The organism is Kocuria rosea (assembly GCF_023715525.1).
Classification (GTDB): Bacteria; Actinomycetota; Actinomycetes; order Actinomycetales; family Micrococcaceae; genus Kocuria; species Kocuria rosea_A.
This window is the reverse complement of the sequence record NZ_JAMBOG010000027.1, coordinates 23,803-35,655: the sequence shown is the minus strand read 5'-3', so window position 1 is coordinate 35,655 and position 11,853 is coordinate 23,803. Positions and strand designations below refer to the sequence as shown.

Genomic DNA, 11,853 nt, shown 5'->3' with positions numbered 1-11,853 from the left:
CCCCCCCCCCCCCCCCCCACCCCCCCCCCGGCCCCCCCCCCCCGGCCCCCCCCCCGGGCCTCTCCGCCACCACGGACCACCCGGCACCGCCCCGCACGGAAAGGCCGCCCCATGCGCACCACCGTCCCCGTCCTGGCCCTGCTCGCGCTCGCCCTGACCGGGTGCGACGATCCGGGCGGGGCCGGGGAGGACTCCTCGCCCGCCTCCTCGGCCCCCGTGTCCGTCAGCCCCTCCCCCACGACGTCGCCGACGCCCACCACGGAGCCGTCGGAGGTCGAGACCGGCTCCGCCGCTCCGGCCCCGGACGTCCCCGGGCCGGAGCGCAGCCCCGGTGGCGGGTAGCGGGAACCCCGCGGGAGGGCCTGCGCAGGACACGGCGGTGCCCGTGGGCCGATCCGTTGCGCGGGGACGAACAGCCAGTAGGCTGACGGCATTCCCGAGCGACAGGACGGAACGCATGGACCTCTCTGCCACCCCCCACGACCCGAGCGCCCTCCCGGAGGAGCCCGGGGCCGCCCCGCCCACCGTGGTCGACCTGACCACGGGGTCCGCCCGGATCACGCCCGTCGTCGTCGACGGCGAGGAGCGCTACGAGCTCGCCCTCCCCGCCGAGCCCCTCGCCGAGGACGACGTCGAGAGCCTCGCCGTCGCCCTGCACGTGGCGCAGGCCGGAGGAGCGGTGCTCGTCGACGTCGACGAGTACGTCGAGGCCACGGCGGCCCCTCAGCCGGAGTCCGGGCACGACAGCTGAGCGCCCGGGCCCGGCGCGGGATTGCTGCTGCTGATCAGTGAGCGCGCCGGCGGCCGGCGCCCGCCCTCACGGGACCGGGGGTTCGTCGAAGCTCGCGAAGTAGGCGGCAGCCATGTCCTCCCGGCCGTGGCCCCGGGCGGCCGCGCGCGCCAGGCGCTCCGCCCCGGCGGCGGCCACGTCCAGACGGACGCCGTGCTCGCGGCCGGCCTCCACGATGAGGCGGGCGTCCTTGGCGGCGGTCTCCACCGCGAAGTCGGCCGGCGACAGGCGGTCCTCCAGGACGAGGGCGGCCTTGGCGTGCAGGTAGCCCATGTCGAGCGGGCCGCCGGCGATGGCGTCGAAGAAGTCCTGCGGGTCCACGTCCAGGGCCTGGGCCAGGGCCAGCACCTCACCCGCGGCGCCGGTCACCGCGATCACCCAGCTGTTGGCCACCAGCTTCAGGCGCGTCGCGCTGCCCGCCCCGCCGTCCTCGCCGGTCCACACGGTGCGGGAGCCGACGGCGTCGAGCACGGGCGCCACGGCCGGCCGGTGCTCGCCCGGGCCGGCGGCCAGCACGGTGAGCCGGCCCGCCTCGGCCGGCTGGCGGGTGCCCAGCACGGGGGCGTCGAAGAACACCAGCCCGTGCCCGCGGGCCAGACCCGCCAGCTCCTCCACGGACCCCACGCCCACGGTCGTGGACTGCACCCAGGCGGCGCCCGGGCGCAGGGCGGCAGCGGCCCGGTCCATCACCTCGGCCACCGCCGCGCCGTCGTGGAGCATGGTGAGCACGACGTCGGCGCCGGACACGGCCTCGGCGGGGGTTTCGGCGACGTGCACGCCGTCCTCGGCCAGGGGTGCGGCCTTGTCCCGGGTGCGGTTCCAGGCCCGGACGGCGTGCCCGGCCCGGGCCAGGTTGCGGGCCATCGCCGCGCCCATGATCCCGGTGCCCAGTACGCCCACGGTGAGCCGGTCGGTCATGACGCCCACTTCCTCTCGTCGCGGTCCGTGCGCGGTGGCCGGGAGGAGCCCCGGCGAGCGGCACGGTGAAACCGGGACCCATGATGCCCCACATCACGGTGCGCCACAGCGACGACTTCCGCCAGATGTCGCGGCGCTCGTTCGTCGGTGCCCGCCGGCAGTCGCCGGTCCCCACGGGTTCCAGCTGGTCGGGCGCGCGGAGGACGGGGCGGAGCGCTCGGCTCCGGTGACCTCCGACCGGGTCCGGCGGCGCCCTCGCCGCGGTTGCGGCACAATCATCGTGTGGATGATCTGCAGGTGCCGCCGGGGCCCGGCGTGCCCCGCGGCCTGAGGGTGCCGGCGGGAGAGCTGGTCGAGCAGTTCTCCCACGCCTCGGGCCCCGGTGGCCAGGGCGTCAACACCGCCGACTCCAGGGTGCAGCTCGCCCTCGACCTGGGCACGACGACCGCGCTGAGCGACGTCCAGCGCGAGCTCGTCCTCGACCGGCTCTCCGGGAGGCTGTCGGGCACGGTGCTCACCGTCAGCGCCGCGGAGCACCGTTCGCAGCGACGCAACCGGACTGCGGCGAGACAGCGGCTGGCCGCCCTGCTGCGCGACGCACTGGTCCCGGCTCCCGTCCGCCGACCGACCCGGCCCACGACCGGCTCGCGGCGCCGGCGGATCGAGGGAAAACGTCGGCGCTCCGAGACCAAGCAGAACCGCCGGCGACCTCAGCCCGAATGACCCGCGCACCAGCGCGGGTCGCCCGGCCCGCTCAGACGTTGAAGCGGAACTCCACCACGTCGCCGTCGCGCATGACGTAGTCCTTGCCCTCGATGCGGACCTTGCCCGCGGCCTTGGCCTCGGCCATGGAGCCGGCGGCGTCGAGGTCCTCGAAGGAGACGATCTCGGCCTTGATGAACCCGCGCTCGAAGTCGGTGTGGATCACGCCGGCCGCCTGCGGGGCGGTCGCGCCCACGGGGATGGTCCAGGCGCGGGACTCCTTGGGCCCGGCGGTGAGGTACGTCTGCAGCCCGAGGGTGGAGAAGCCCACGCGGGCGAGCTTGTCGAGGCCGGCCTCGTCCTGCCCGGACATCTCCAGCATCTCCCGGGCCTCCTCCTCGTCGAGCTCCACGAGCTCGGACTCGAGCTTGGCGTCCAGGAACACGGCGTCGGCGGGGGCCACGAGATCGCGCAGCTGCTGCTGCTTCTCCTCGTCGGCGAGCACCCCGTCGTCGGCGTTGAAGACGTAGATGAAGGGCTTGGCGGTGAGCAGGCTCAGGTCGCGCAGCTGGTCGACGTCGAGCTTCTCCTTCTGCGCCACCGCGAAGACGGTGTCGCCGCGCTCGAGGACCGCCTGCGCCTGCTGCATCGCGGCGAGCTTGGCGGGATCGGCCTTCTTGATCTTGACCTGCTTCTCCAGGCGCGGGATCGCGTTTTCGAGGGTCTGCAGGTCGGCGAGGATCAGCTCGGTGTTGATGGTCTCCATGTCGGAGGCGGGGTCGATCTTGCCGTCGACGTGGATCACGTCGGGGTCGTCGAACGCGCGCACCACCTGGGCGATCGCCTGCGCCTCGCGGATGTTCGCCAGGAACTGGTTGCCCAGCCCCTCGCCCTCGGAGGCGCCCTTGACGATGCCGGCGATGTCCACGAAGGAGACGGTGGCCGGCAGGATGCGCTCGGAACCGTGGATCTCCGCGAGCCGCTCCAGGCGCGGGTCCGGCAGGTTGACCACGCCGATGTTCGGCTCGATGGTCGCGAACGGGTAGTTCGCCGCCAGGACGGTGTTGCGGGTCAGCGCGTTGAAGAGGGTGGACTTGCCGACGTTGGGCAGTCCGACGATTCCGATAGTAAGAGCCACGGGAGACCATTCTACCCGCCGGCGCCCACGCCCCCCGTCCGCCCGGGCACCCGTGACAGATGTCATGGGAGGACCGTGACATCCGGTGCTTCTGCCCCTGCGGCGGCGGCGGCACGATCGGGCCATGACGAGCGCACCAGCCCCCGGACCGGCGATCGAGCTGGCCGGGCTCACCCAGACCTTCCGCACCCCGCACGGCACCGTCCGCGCCGTGCGGGGCATCGACCTGGACGTCCGGCGGGGCGAGGTCGTGGCCCTGCTGGGGACCAACGGCGCGGGCAAGACCACGACCCTCGACGTCGTCCTCGGCCTGGCCCGCCCCGCGGCGGGCACCGCCCGGGTCCTCGGGCTGCCGCCCCGCCGGGCCGTGGCCCAGGGGCGGGTCTCGGCGGTGCTGCAGACGGGGGGCCTGCTGGAGGACCTCTCCGTGGCGGAGACCGTCCGGATGATCGCCGCCCTGCACCCGCACCACGCGCCGGTCGCCGAGGTCCTGGCCCGGGCCGGTCTCGAGGACCTCGCCCGCCGCCGGGTCTCGAAGTGCTCGGGCGGGCAGCGGCAGCGGCTGCGCTTCGCCCTCGCCCTGCTGCCGGAGCCGGACCTGCTGGTGCTCGACGAGCCGACGGCCGGGATGGACGTCGCCGCCCGCCGGGCGTTCTGGGCGACGATGCACGCCGAGGCCGACCGCGGCCGCACCGTGCTCTTCGCCACGCACCACCTCGAGGAGGCCGACGCCTTCGCCGGCCGGGTCGTGGTCATGGCCGGCGGGCGGATCGTCGCCGACGGGCCCACGGACGAGGTCCGTGCCCGCGCCACCCGGCGCACGGTGAGCGTGCACTGGACCGACGACGCCGACCCCGCGGACCTGCCCCACGTCAGTTCCGTCCGGCGCCACGGCGCCCGCGTGGTCCTGACCACGACCGACCCGGACGCGCTGTGCCGCCACCTGCTCACCCGCACCGCGGCGTCCGGGCTGGAGGTCGGCGGCCCGTCCCTCGAGGCCGCCTTCCTCGACCTGACCTCCGCGGAGCCCGCCGGCGGCGAGCTCCTCCAGCCCACCGGGAGCCCGTCATGAACCTCGCCTACGTCCTCCACGACCTGCGCCGCAACGTCCGGATGGTCTCCAGCACGGTCTTCGTCGTCCTGCTGCCCGCCGCCCTGTTCCTCATGTTCGGGGCGATCCAGGAGTGGGCCGACCGGTCCGTCGGCCACGGCAACGTCTCCGCCCACACCATGGTCTCGATGGCCGCCTACGGGGCGATCACCGCGACCGCCTCGCTCGCCGGCAGCGCCGCCGTCGAGCAGAGCCAGGGCTGGGGCCGCCAGCTGGCGCTGACCCCGCTGACCCGGGGCGGCTACGTCGCCGGCAAGGCGGCGGTGGCGCTCTGCGTCGCCGCGCTGCCCGTCCTCGTCGTCCACCTCGTGGGGTGGGCCACCAACGCGCAGATCGACGGGGCCGGGCGCTGGCTGGCCACCGCCCTCCTGGCCGTGGGCGGGTCCGTGGTCTTCGCCCTCTACGGCCTGACCGTGGGGCTGCTCTTCCGCTCCGAGGCCGCCGTGGGCGCCGCCTCCGGGATGCTCGTGGTCCTGGCCTTCCTGGGCAACGCGTTCGTGCCCCTGTCCGGGGGCCTGCTCGGGTTCAGCCGCTTCACCCCCGTGTACGGCGTGATGGCGCTGGCCCGGTACCCGGTGACCGGCGGCGCGCTCCCCGTGGCCGGCGCGGGCGCGGCCCCGGTCACGGACCCCCTGTGGGTCCCTGTGGTAAACGTGGTCGCATGGACAGTGGTGTTCGCGGCCACGGCGCTGCTGGTGGCCCGCCGCGGAACGAGCCGGCGATGACCGGCGAGCGCTCCGGCCAGCGCCGGGCCCCGGGGAGCCTGCCCGCGGAGGACCCCTCGTGGTGGTTCGCCGCGGTCTGGCTGGTCTTCCTCGTCCTGCCGGCGGGCGCCCTGGTGGGCTCCCCCGCCGGCACGCCGGCGCGCGTGCTGGCGGGCCTGGCCCTGGTGGGCTTCGCCGTCGTCTACTCCCTGGCCTTCCGCAACCCCGGCCTCCTGCCGGTGCGCGGCGAGCCGGGGAACACCCTCGCCTGGTGCGGCGTGCTCGTGGGGCTGGTCCTGCTGAGCGTGCCCGCCGTGGGCGTGTGGGCGTTCGTCATGGCCCCGCACCTGGCGGCCCTGTGGGCGTTCCGGCTGCCGCTGCGCCCGGCGCTGGTGGCCCTGGCCGTGCTCCTGGCCGCCGTGGCCTGCGTGGTCCTGGGCGGTCTGCTGCCGCCCTCGAGCGGGTGGGTGCTCACCATGTACTTCACCTCCACCGCGGTCGTCGGCGGCATGCGCTTCGCCGTGCACCGCGACGAGCAGCACGCCGCGCTGGCCTCCGAGCTGGCGCTCGCCCGGGAGCGGGAGGAGGTGGCCCGGGACGTCCACGACGTCCTGGGCCACTCCCTGACGGTCATCGCGCTCAAGGCGGAGCTCGCGCGCCGCGTCCTCGACGCGCAGCCGGAGCGGGCCCGCGCCGAGCTCGACGACGTGCTGGGCCTGGCCCGGGAGTCGCTGGCCGGGGTGCGCTCGACCGTGGGCCGGCTGCGCACCCCGGACCTCGCCGAGCAGGCCGAGGCCGCGAGGACGGCACTGGGGGCCGCGGGGATCGAGGCCGACGTCGCGGGGCGGCCCGAGGCGGTGGTCGGACCCCGGCGCGGCGTCCTCGCCTGGGCGCTGCGGGAGGCCGTGACCAACGTGGTCCGGCACAGCCACGCCTCCCGCTGCACCGTGCGGTGGACGCCCACCACGCTGACGGTCACGGACGACGGCGACGGCGTCCTGGGCCCGGAGGGCAACGGGCTGCGCGGGCTGCGTGAGCGGGTCGCGCAGGCGGGCGGCACGGTCCGCCTGCGCGCCGGGGACCGCGGTGAGGGCACGGTGCTGGAGGTGCGCGTCCCGTGAGCCCTCCCGTGCGGCTGCTGCTGGCCGACGACCAGCACCTCGTCCGCGGCGCCCTGGCGGCGCTGCTGGAGCTGGAGGACGACCTGGAGGTCGTCGCCCAGGTCGCGGCCGGGGACGAGGTCCTGGGCGCCGTGCGGGAGCACCGTCCCGACGTCGCGCTGCTGGACATCGAGATGCCGGGGCTGGACGGCATCGCCGCGACCCGCCAGGTCGTGGCGGCGGGCACCGGGTGCCGCTGCCTGATCGTCACGACCTTCGGGCGTCCGGGCTACCTGCGGCGGGCGGTGGAGGCCGGGGCGTTCGGGTTCGTGGTCAAGGACACCCCGGCCGCGCAGCTGGCGGAGGCCGTGCGCCGGGTGCACGCCGGGCTGCGGGTGCTGGACCCCGGCCTCGCCGAGGAGAGCCTGGCGGGCGGGCCCAACCCGCTGACCGCCCGGGAGCAGGAGGTGCTGCGCGCCGCGGTGGACGGGTCGAGCGTCAAGCACGTCTCCGCCCTGCTGCACCTGTCCCCCGGCACGGTGCGCAACCACCTCTCCAGCGCCATCGGCAAGACGCACACCTCCAACCGCGCGGAGGCGTGCCGGGCCGCGCTGGAGAACGGGTGGCTGTGAGCCCTGCCCCGGGCGGGCCCGCGGGTCAGCGGGCGGGGCGGGCGCCGCGGCCGCCGAGGCGCCGCGAGTCGTCCCCGGCCTCGGCCAGCTTGGCGCGCAGCTCCTTGGGCAGGGAGAACAGCACGTCCTCCTGGGCGGTGACGACCTCCTCGACGGTCCCGTAGCCGTAGCGCTCGAGCAGGCGCAGCACGTCCTGGACGAGCACCTCGGGGACGGAGGCCCCGCTGGTCACGCCGACGGTGGCGACGCCCTCGAACCAGGACTCGTCGACCTGGTTGGCGAAGTCCACGCGCTCGGCCCGGCGGGCGCCGTACTCGAGGGCGACCTCCACGAGGCGCACGGAGTTGGAGGAGTTCGCGGAGCCCACGACGATGACGAGGTCGGCGTCCGGGGCGATCTGCTTGATGGCGGCCTGCCGGTTGGAGGTCGCGTAGCAGATGTCGTCGCTGGGCGGGTCCTGCAGGGAGGGGAACCGCTCGCGCAGCCGCTCGACGGTCTGCATGGTCTCGTCCACGCTGAGGGTGGTCTGGGACAGCCACACGACCTTGTCGGGGTCCCGGACGACGACCTGGTCGACCTCGTCGGGGCTGTTGACGACCTGGATGTGCTCGGGGGCCTCCCCGGCGGTGCCCTCCACCTCCTCGTGGCCGTCGTGGCCGATGAGCAGGATGTCGTAGTCGCTCTTCGCGAAGCGCACGGCCTCCCGGTGCACCTTGGTGACGAGCGGGCACGTGGCGTCGATGGTGCGCAGCTCGCGGTCCTGGGCGGACTGCACGACGGCCGGGGAGACGCCGTGGGCGGAGAAGATCAGCAGCGACCCCGCGGGGACCTCGTCGGTCTCGTCGACGAAGACGGCGCCCTGCTCCTCGAGGGTGCTGACCACGAACTTGTTGTGCACGATCTCCTTGCGCACGTACACGGGGGCCCCGTAGTGCTCGAGCGCCTTCTCCACGGCGATCACGGCGCGGTCCACCCCGGCGCAGTAGCCGCGGGGGGACGCGAGGAGGACCCGCCGGGGGCCCTCGACGGGGGCGGCGGCGGCCACGTCCTCGGGGGAGCGCCGCTGTCGGGGGACGGTGGGCATGGAGAGGGCAACGGTCGTGGGCATGGAGTCCATGCTACGCGGTGGACCGGCGCCGGCGCCGTGAGGCGGACGACACCACGACGGCGCCGACGACCCCCACGGCGCCCGTGATCCCCGCGGCCCACGCCGCCGTGGTCATCCACTGCGCCAGGGACCCGGTGAGCAGGTCGAGCACCCGGTCGGAGACCAGCCACACGAGGGGGTCGGCCCCGAGGGGGCCGGCCGCCCGGCGGAGCGCCTCCTGCACGAGCGCCCACACCACGGCGAGCCCCGCCAGGGTGCCGAGGCCCAGCACGGCCAGGACGGCGAAGCGGTGGCGGGCCACGAGCAGCGCCAGGAGCCCCAGCACCCCGGCGGCCCAGCTCAGGGGCACGGCCAGGCCGGTCAGCCGCGTCCCGGCCTCCACGAGCCGCCCGGTGTTGCTGCCGGGCACGGTGATGCTGCCCTGGCGCTCGGCGAGGCCCAGGTCGACGCCCACGGACTGCTGGACGGCGCCGTCGGCGGCCTCGAGCAGCGGCTGCAGCTCGAGCACGAGGTGCTGGGGCGCGTCCGCCACCGCGCCGTCGGCGGGCACGTTCGCCTCGTGCGTGCGGATCAGCGCCTGGGTCCAGGCCTGCTGGTAGGCCGGCTGGGAGGAGAGGCCGGCCGCGACGTCGGCGGCCCGGCGGGCGGCGTCCTGGACGAGGCGGTCCACGAAGGCGATGCCCGTGCTCCGCTCCCCCAGCAGGGTGTCGGCGGCGCGGTTGACGGCCGTGCGGGCGAGGGCCTCCTGGAACTGCCGGTCCTCGGAGAGGGTGCCCACCACGCGGGTGAAGCCCTGCTGGGAGACGACCGTGTCCGCGGCCCAGTGCAGGGGCACGAGCACCGACACGAGCCCGGCCGTGAGGAGGGCCAGGGCCGCGCCGAGGCCGGTGCGCACGGCGGCCGCGGCACGTCGTGGGGGGCGGGGGGCGGCGGCGCGGGAGGAAGTCACGGTCCCACTCTAAGCACGGCGGCGGCCCCGCGCGGGCGTCCGCCACGAGTGGTAAGCATGGACCATGAGCTATCTCGAGCCCCAGCAGGAGGCCCAGGGGGACGGCGCGCGGCAGGTCCCGGCGCGGGCGGACCGGACCACCCCGGAGAACCCGTGGCCCCTGCGGCTGCTCTCCGAGAACCTGCACGCCTACATCGCGCGCTGCGCCCCCACCTGGGTGGAGGGCCAGATCATCGAGCTGAACCAGCGCGCCCGGGTGACGTACGTGACCCTGCGCGACGTCGACGCCGAGATCTCCGTGCCGGTGACCCTGTTCGCCAACGAGACGGCGCACCTGGACCGCCCGCTCGAGAAGGGCATGCGGGTGGTGGCCCAGCTCAAGCCGGACTTCTGGACGAAGACGGGCCGGCTGTCGATGCTCGGGCACGGCATCCGCCCCGTGGGGCTGGGCGACCTGCTGGAACGGCTGGAGCGGCTGCGCCGCGCCCTCGCCGAGGAGGGGCTCTTCGACGCCGCCCGGAAGAAGCCGCTGCCCCTGCTCCCCCGGCGGGTGGGCCTGGTGACGGGGCGCAACTCCGACGCCGAGAAGGACGTCATCCGCAGCGCGTCCCTGCGCTGGCCCGCGGTGGACTTCGAGGTCCGGGAGGTCGCGGTGCAGGGCGCCGGGGCCGTGCGCGCGGTGACCGCGGCCCTGCAGGAGCTCGACGGGCTGCCCGAGGTCGACGTCATCGTCATCGCCCGCGGCGGCGGCTCCTTCGAGGACCTCCTCGCCTTCAGCGACGAGTCCCTGGTGCGGGCCGTGGCCGCCGCCCGGACGCCCGTGGTCAGCGCGATCGGCCACGAGAACGACCAGCCGCTGCTGGACTGGGTCGCGGACCTGCGGGCCTCGACCCCCACAGACGCGGGCAAGCGGGTCGTCCCGGACGTGGTCGAGGAGCGGGGCGGCGTCGCCCGCGCCCGGGCGTCCCTGGACCGGGCGGTGCGGACGTTCCTGGACCGGGAGGCCGCGGGCCTCGCCGGGGTGCGCTCCCGGCCCGCGCTGGCCCAGCCGCAGGACATGATCCTGCTGCGCGAGGAGGACGTGGACCGGCTGCGCTCCCGGGCGCTGTCCGCCGTCGACGCCCGCACGCTGCGGGACCGGGACGCCGTGCGCCACCTGCGCGCCCGGGTCCGGGCCCTGTCCCCGCAGGAGACCCTGCAGCGCGGCTACGCCGTGGTCCTCGACGCGTCCGGGACCGTGGTCACCGACGCGTCCGGGGTGCGCGAGGGCGACCGGCTGGGCGTGCGCCTGGCCGCCGGGGAGCTGGGCGTGCGGACCGAGACGGTCTCCGCGCGCCGTCCCGGCCAGCGTCCCGGCGACGCCTGAGCCCCGGAGCCGCCGCCCGGGCAGGACGGCCCCGGCCCGGCGGCCGCACGGCGGCGCCCGCCGGGCCGGGGTGGGACAATGGGGCCGGACCCGCGCCGGCTCCGCTCCACCGACGGCGCGGCACGCAACAGACCAGCCGCAGAAAGGCCGCACCCATGGCGAGCGCCGACCACCCCGCAGCACCCGACCTGTCCGACATCGCGGCCATGGGCTACGAGCAGGCCCGCGAGGAGCTCGTGCAGGTCGTCTCCCGCCTGGAGGCAGGCGGCACGTCCCTCGAGGAGTCCCTGGCCCTGTGGGAGCGCGGCGAGGCGCTGGCGGCGCGGTGCGAGCAGTGGCTGGACGGGGCGCGGGAGCGCCTCGACGCCGCCCGGGCCCGCCGGGCGGACGCCGACGGCGGGGAGCCCGGCGAGGACGGCTGAGCCGGGGCCGGCTCAGCCCCGGGCGAGGAGGCGCCGCTGCTCCAGGACGTCGTAGGAGGGCTCGGGCCAGTCCAGGCCCAGGTCCGTGAGGGCGGAGATCAGCAGGTCCTGCACGACGGCCCGGGCGTACCACTTCTTGTCCGTGGGCACCACGTACCAGGGCGCGTGCTGCGCGTCGGTGGCCCGGATCGCCCCCTCGTAGGCGGCCCGGTAGGCGTCCCACCGCCGGCGCGCGTCGATGTCGGCGGGGTCGTACTTCCACCGCTTGGCCGGGTCGTCGAGCCGGGCCAGCAGGTTCTTGCGCTGGGCGTCCCGGCCCAGGTGCAGGAACACCTTCACCACGACCGCGCCCTCCAGGGCGAGCTCCTGCTCGAAGGCGCGGATCTCGGCGTAGCGGTGCTCGAGCCGCTCGCCGTGGAGCATGCCGTGGACCACGGGCACGAGGACGTCCTCGTAGTGGGAGCGGTCGAAGGCGCCGATGACGCCCGGGCGCGGCAGCTGCCGGCGCACGCGGTGCAGGAAGTGCTGGGCCGCCTCCTCCTCGGTCGGCCGGCCGAACCCGTGGGTGTGCACGCCGTGCGGGTTCAGCCCGCCGAGCACGTGCGTGAGGATCCCGCCCTTGCCGGAGGTGTCCATGCCCTGGAGCACGAGCAGCAGCCGGTGGGGGGCGTCGGCGGCCGTGGCGTTGGCGTAGAGCAGCCGCTGCAGGTCGGCCAGCTCCCCCTTGCGCGCCGAGCGCAGCGCCTCGCCGGCCGTCTTGCCGCCGGAGAAGCCGGGGGTCGACCCGGTGTCCACGGCGGCGAGGGACAGCCCGGGGCCCGCCCGCAGCAGGCAGCGCACGTCCTGGTCGAACCCGGCGCCGGGGCGCCTCGGGGTGGTGGTCATCGCGGTCCTCCTGGTGGGTCCGTCCGCC

The 11,853-nt window shown here is 75.8% G+C and carries 14 protein-coding genes; 9 read left to right on the top strand and 5 right to left on the bottom strand.

What is annotated here, in order from left to right; translation table 11 throughout:
• Positions 1 to 111: 111 nt before the first annotated feature.
• The gene (locus M3185_RS15075; protein WP_251334502.1) at positions 112 to 342 is read left to right on the top strand and encodes a hypothetical protein; all 231 of its coding nucleotides are present in this window, start codon (positions 112 to 114) and stop codon (positions 340 to 342) included.
• Between the two features lie 115 nt (positions 343 to 457).
• On the top strand, positions 458 to 751 hold the full coding sequence (locus tag M3185_RS15070; RefSeq protein ID WP_251334501.1) for a hypothetical protein: 294 nt from the start codon (positions 458 to 460) through the stop codon (positions 749 to 751).
• A 66-nt stretch (positions 752 to 817) separates the two neighbouring features.
• Here M3185_RS15070 and M3185_RS15065 read toward each other — a convergent pair whose 3' ends face one another.
• The gene (locus M3185_RS15065; RefSeq protein WP_251334500.1) at positions 818 to 1,708 is read right to left on the bottom strand and encodes an NAD(P)-dependent oxidoreductase; all 891 of its coding nucleotides are present in this window, start codon (positions 1,706 to 1,708) and stop codon (positions 818 to 820) included.
• 282 nt (positions 1,709 to 1,990) lie between these two features.
• Between M3185_RS15065 and arfB the strand changes: the two genes are divergently transcribed.
• Complete coding sequence (gene arfB, locus M3185_RS15060; protein ID WP_251334499.1) at positions 1,991 to 2,431, top strand: alternative ribosome rescue aminoacyl-tRNA hydrolase ArfB; 441 nt, start codon at positions 1,991 to 1,993, stop codon at positions 2,429 to 2,431.
• A gap of 31 nt (positions 2,432 to 2,462) precedes the next feature.
• Here the strand turns inward: arfB and ychF are convergent, their stop codons facing one another.
• Entirely contained in the window at positions 2,463 to 3,548 is a 1,086-nt protein-coding gene (gene ychF / locus M3185_RS15055) for a redox-regulated ATPase YchF (protein ID WP_251334498.1), read from the bottom strand.
• 124 nt (positions 3,549 to 3,672) lie between these two features.
• Here ychF and M3185_RS15050 point away from each other — a divergent pair, with 124 nt between their 5' ends.
• From M3185_RS15050 to M3185_RS15035, 4 genes are read left to right on the top strand one after another with little or no spacing between them, the layout of a single operon-like run.
• Positions 3,673 to 4,620 carry an ABC transporter ATP-binding protein gene (locus tag M3185_RS15050; protein WP_251334497.1) on the top strand — a complete coding sequence of 316 codons (948 nt, stop codon included), beginning with the start codon at positions 3,673 to 3,675 and terminating at the stop codon, positions 4,618 to 4,620.
• On the top strand, positions 4,617 to 5,384 hold the full coding sequence (locus M3185_RS15045; protein WP_251334496.1) for an ABC transporter permease: 768 nt from the start codon (positions 4,617 to 4,619) through the stop codon (positions 5,382 to 5,384). The genes M3185_RS15050 and M3185_RS15045 overlap by 4 nt, the downstream gene beginning before the upstream one ends.
• Positions 5,381 to 6,484, top strand: a complete 1,104-nt coding sequence (locus M3185_RS15040; protein ID WP_251334495.1) for a sensor histidine kinase — start codon at positions 5,381 to 5,383, stop codon at positions 6,482 to 6,484. The genes M3185_RS15045 and M3185_RS15040 overlap by 4 nt, the downstream gene beginning before the upstream one ends.
• The gene (locus M3185_RS15035; protein ID WP_251334494.1) at positions 6,481 to 7,095 is read left to right on the top strand and encodes a response regulator; all 615 of its coding nucleotides are present in this window, start codon (positions 6,481 to 6,483) and stop codon (positions 7,093 to 7,095) included. The genes M3185_RS15040 and M3185_RS15035 overlap by 4 nt, the downstream gene beginning before the upstream one ends.
• Positions 7,096 to 7,120: 25 nt before the next feature.
• Here M3185_RS15035 and M3185_RS15030 read toward each other — a convergent pair whose 3' ends face one another.
• A complete protein-coding gene (locus M3185_RS15030) occupies positions 7,121 to 8,203 on the bottom strand; it encodes a 4-hydroxy-3-methylbut-2-enyl diphosphate reductase (RefSeq protein WP_251334493.1) in 1,083 nt (360 codons plus the stop codon).
• Positions 8,204 to 8,213: 10 nt separating this feature from the next.
• A complete protein-coding gene (locus M3185_RS15025; RefSeq protein WP_251334492.1) occupies positions 8,214 to 9,152 on the bottom strand; it encodes a hypothetical protein in 939 nt (312 codons plus the stop codon).
• 64 nt (positions 9,153 to 9,216) lie between these two features.
• Here M3185_RS15025 and xseA point away from each other — a divergent pair, with 64 nt between their 5' ends.
• Both xseA and M3185_RS15015 read left to right on the top strand, forming a co-directional pair.
• Positions 9,217 to 10,518 carry an exodeoxyribonuclease VII large subunit gene (gene xseA / locus M3185_RS15020; protein WP_251334491.1) on the top strand — a complete coding sequence of 434 codons (1,302 nt, stop codon included), beginning with the start codon at positions 9,217 to 9,219 and terminating at the stop codon, positions 10,516 to 10,518.
• A 155-nt stretch (positions 10,519 to 10,673) separates the two neighbouring features.
• Complete coding sequence (locus M3185_RS15015; RefSeq protein WP_251334490.1) at positions 10,674 to 10,940, top strand: exodeoxyribonuclease VII small subunit; 267 nt, start codon at positions 10,674 to 10,676, stop codon at positions 10,938 to 10,940.
• A 12-nt stretch (positions 10,941 to 10,952) separates the two neighbouring features.
• On the opposite strand, the gene M3185_RS15010 is transcribed toward M3185_RS15015, so the two are convergent.
• The gene (locus M3185_RS15010; protein ID WP_251334489.1) at positions 10,953 to 11,825 is read right to left on the bottom strand and encodes a PPK2 family polyphosphate kinase; all 873 of its coding nucleotides are present in this window, start codon (positions 11,823 to 11,825) and stop codon (positions 10,953 to 10,955) included.
• Between the last annotated feature and the right edge of the window lie 28 nt (positions 11,826 to 11,853).

What these genes read in the sequence shown, in the direction of transcription:
- M3185_RS15075 (WP_251334502.1), top strand. Translation starts at nt 112, where the DNA reads ATGCGCACCACCGTCCCCGTCCTGGCCCTGCTCGCGCTCGCCCTGACC.
- M3185_RS15070 (WP_251334501.1), top strand. Translation starts at nt 458, where the DNA reads ATGGACCTCTCTGCCACCCCCCACGACCCGAGCGCCCTCCCGGAGGAG.
- M3185_RS15065 (WP_251334500.1), bottom strand. Translation starts at nt 1,708, where the DNA reads ATGACCGACCGGCTCACCGTGGGCGTACTGGGCACCGGGATCATGGGC.
- M3185_RS15050 (WP_251334497.1), top strand. Translation starts at nt 3,673, where the DNA reads ATGACGAGCGCACCAGCCCCCGGACCGGCGATCGAGCTGGCCGGGCTC.
- M3185_RS15045 (WP_251334496.1), top strand. Translation starts at nt 4,617, where the DNA reads ATGAACCTCGCCTACGTCCTCCACGACCTGCGCCGCAACGTCCGGATG.
- M3185_RS15040 (WP_251334495.1), top strand. Translation starts at nt 5,381, where the DNA reads ATGACCGGCGAGCGCTCCGGCCAGCGCCGGGCCCCGGGGAGCCTGCCC.
- M3185_RS15030 (WP_251334493.1), bottom strand. Translation starts at nt 8,203, where the DNA reads ATGCCCACGACCGTTGCCCTCTCCATGCCCACCGTCCCCCGACAGCGG.
- xseA (WP_251334491.1), top strand. Translation starts at nt 9,217, where the DNA reads ATGAGCTATCTCGAGCCCCAGCAGGAGGCCCAGGGGGACGGCGCGCGG.
- M3185_RS15015 (WP_251334490.1), top strand. Translation starts at nt 10,674, where the DNA reads ATGGCGAGCGCCGACCACCCCGCAGCACCCGACCTGTCCGACATCGCG.
- M3185_RS15010 (WP_251334489.1), bottom strand. Translation starts at nt 11,825, where the DNA reads ATGACCACCACCCCGAGGCGCCCCGGCGCCGGGTTCGACCAGGACGTG.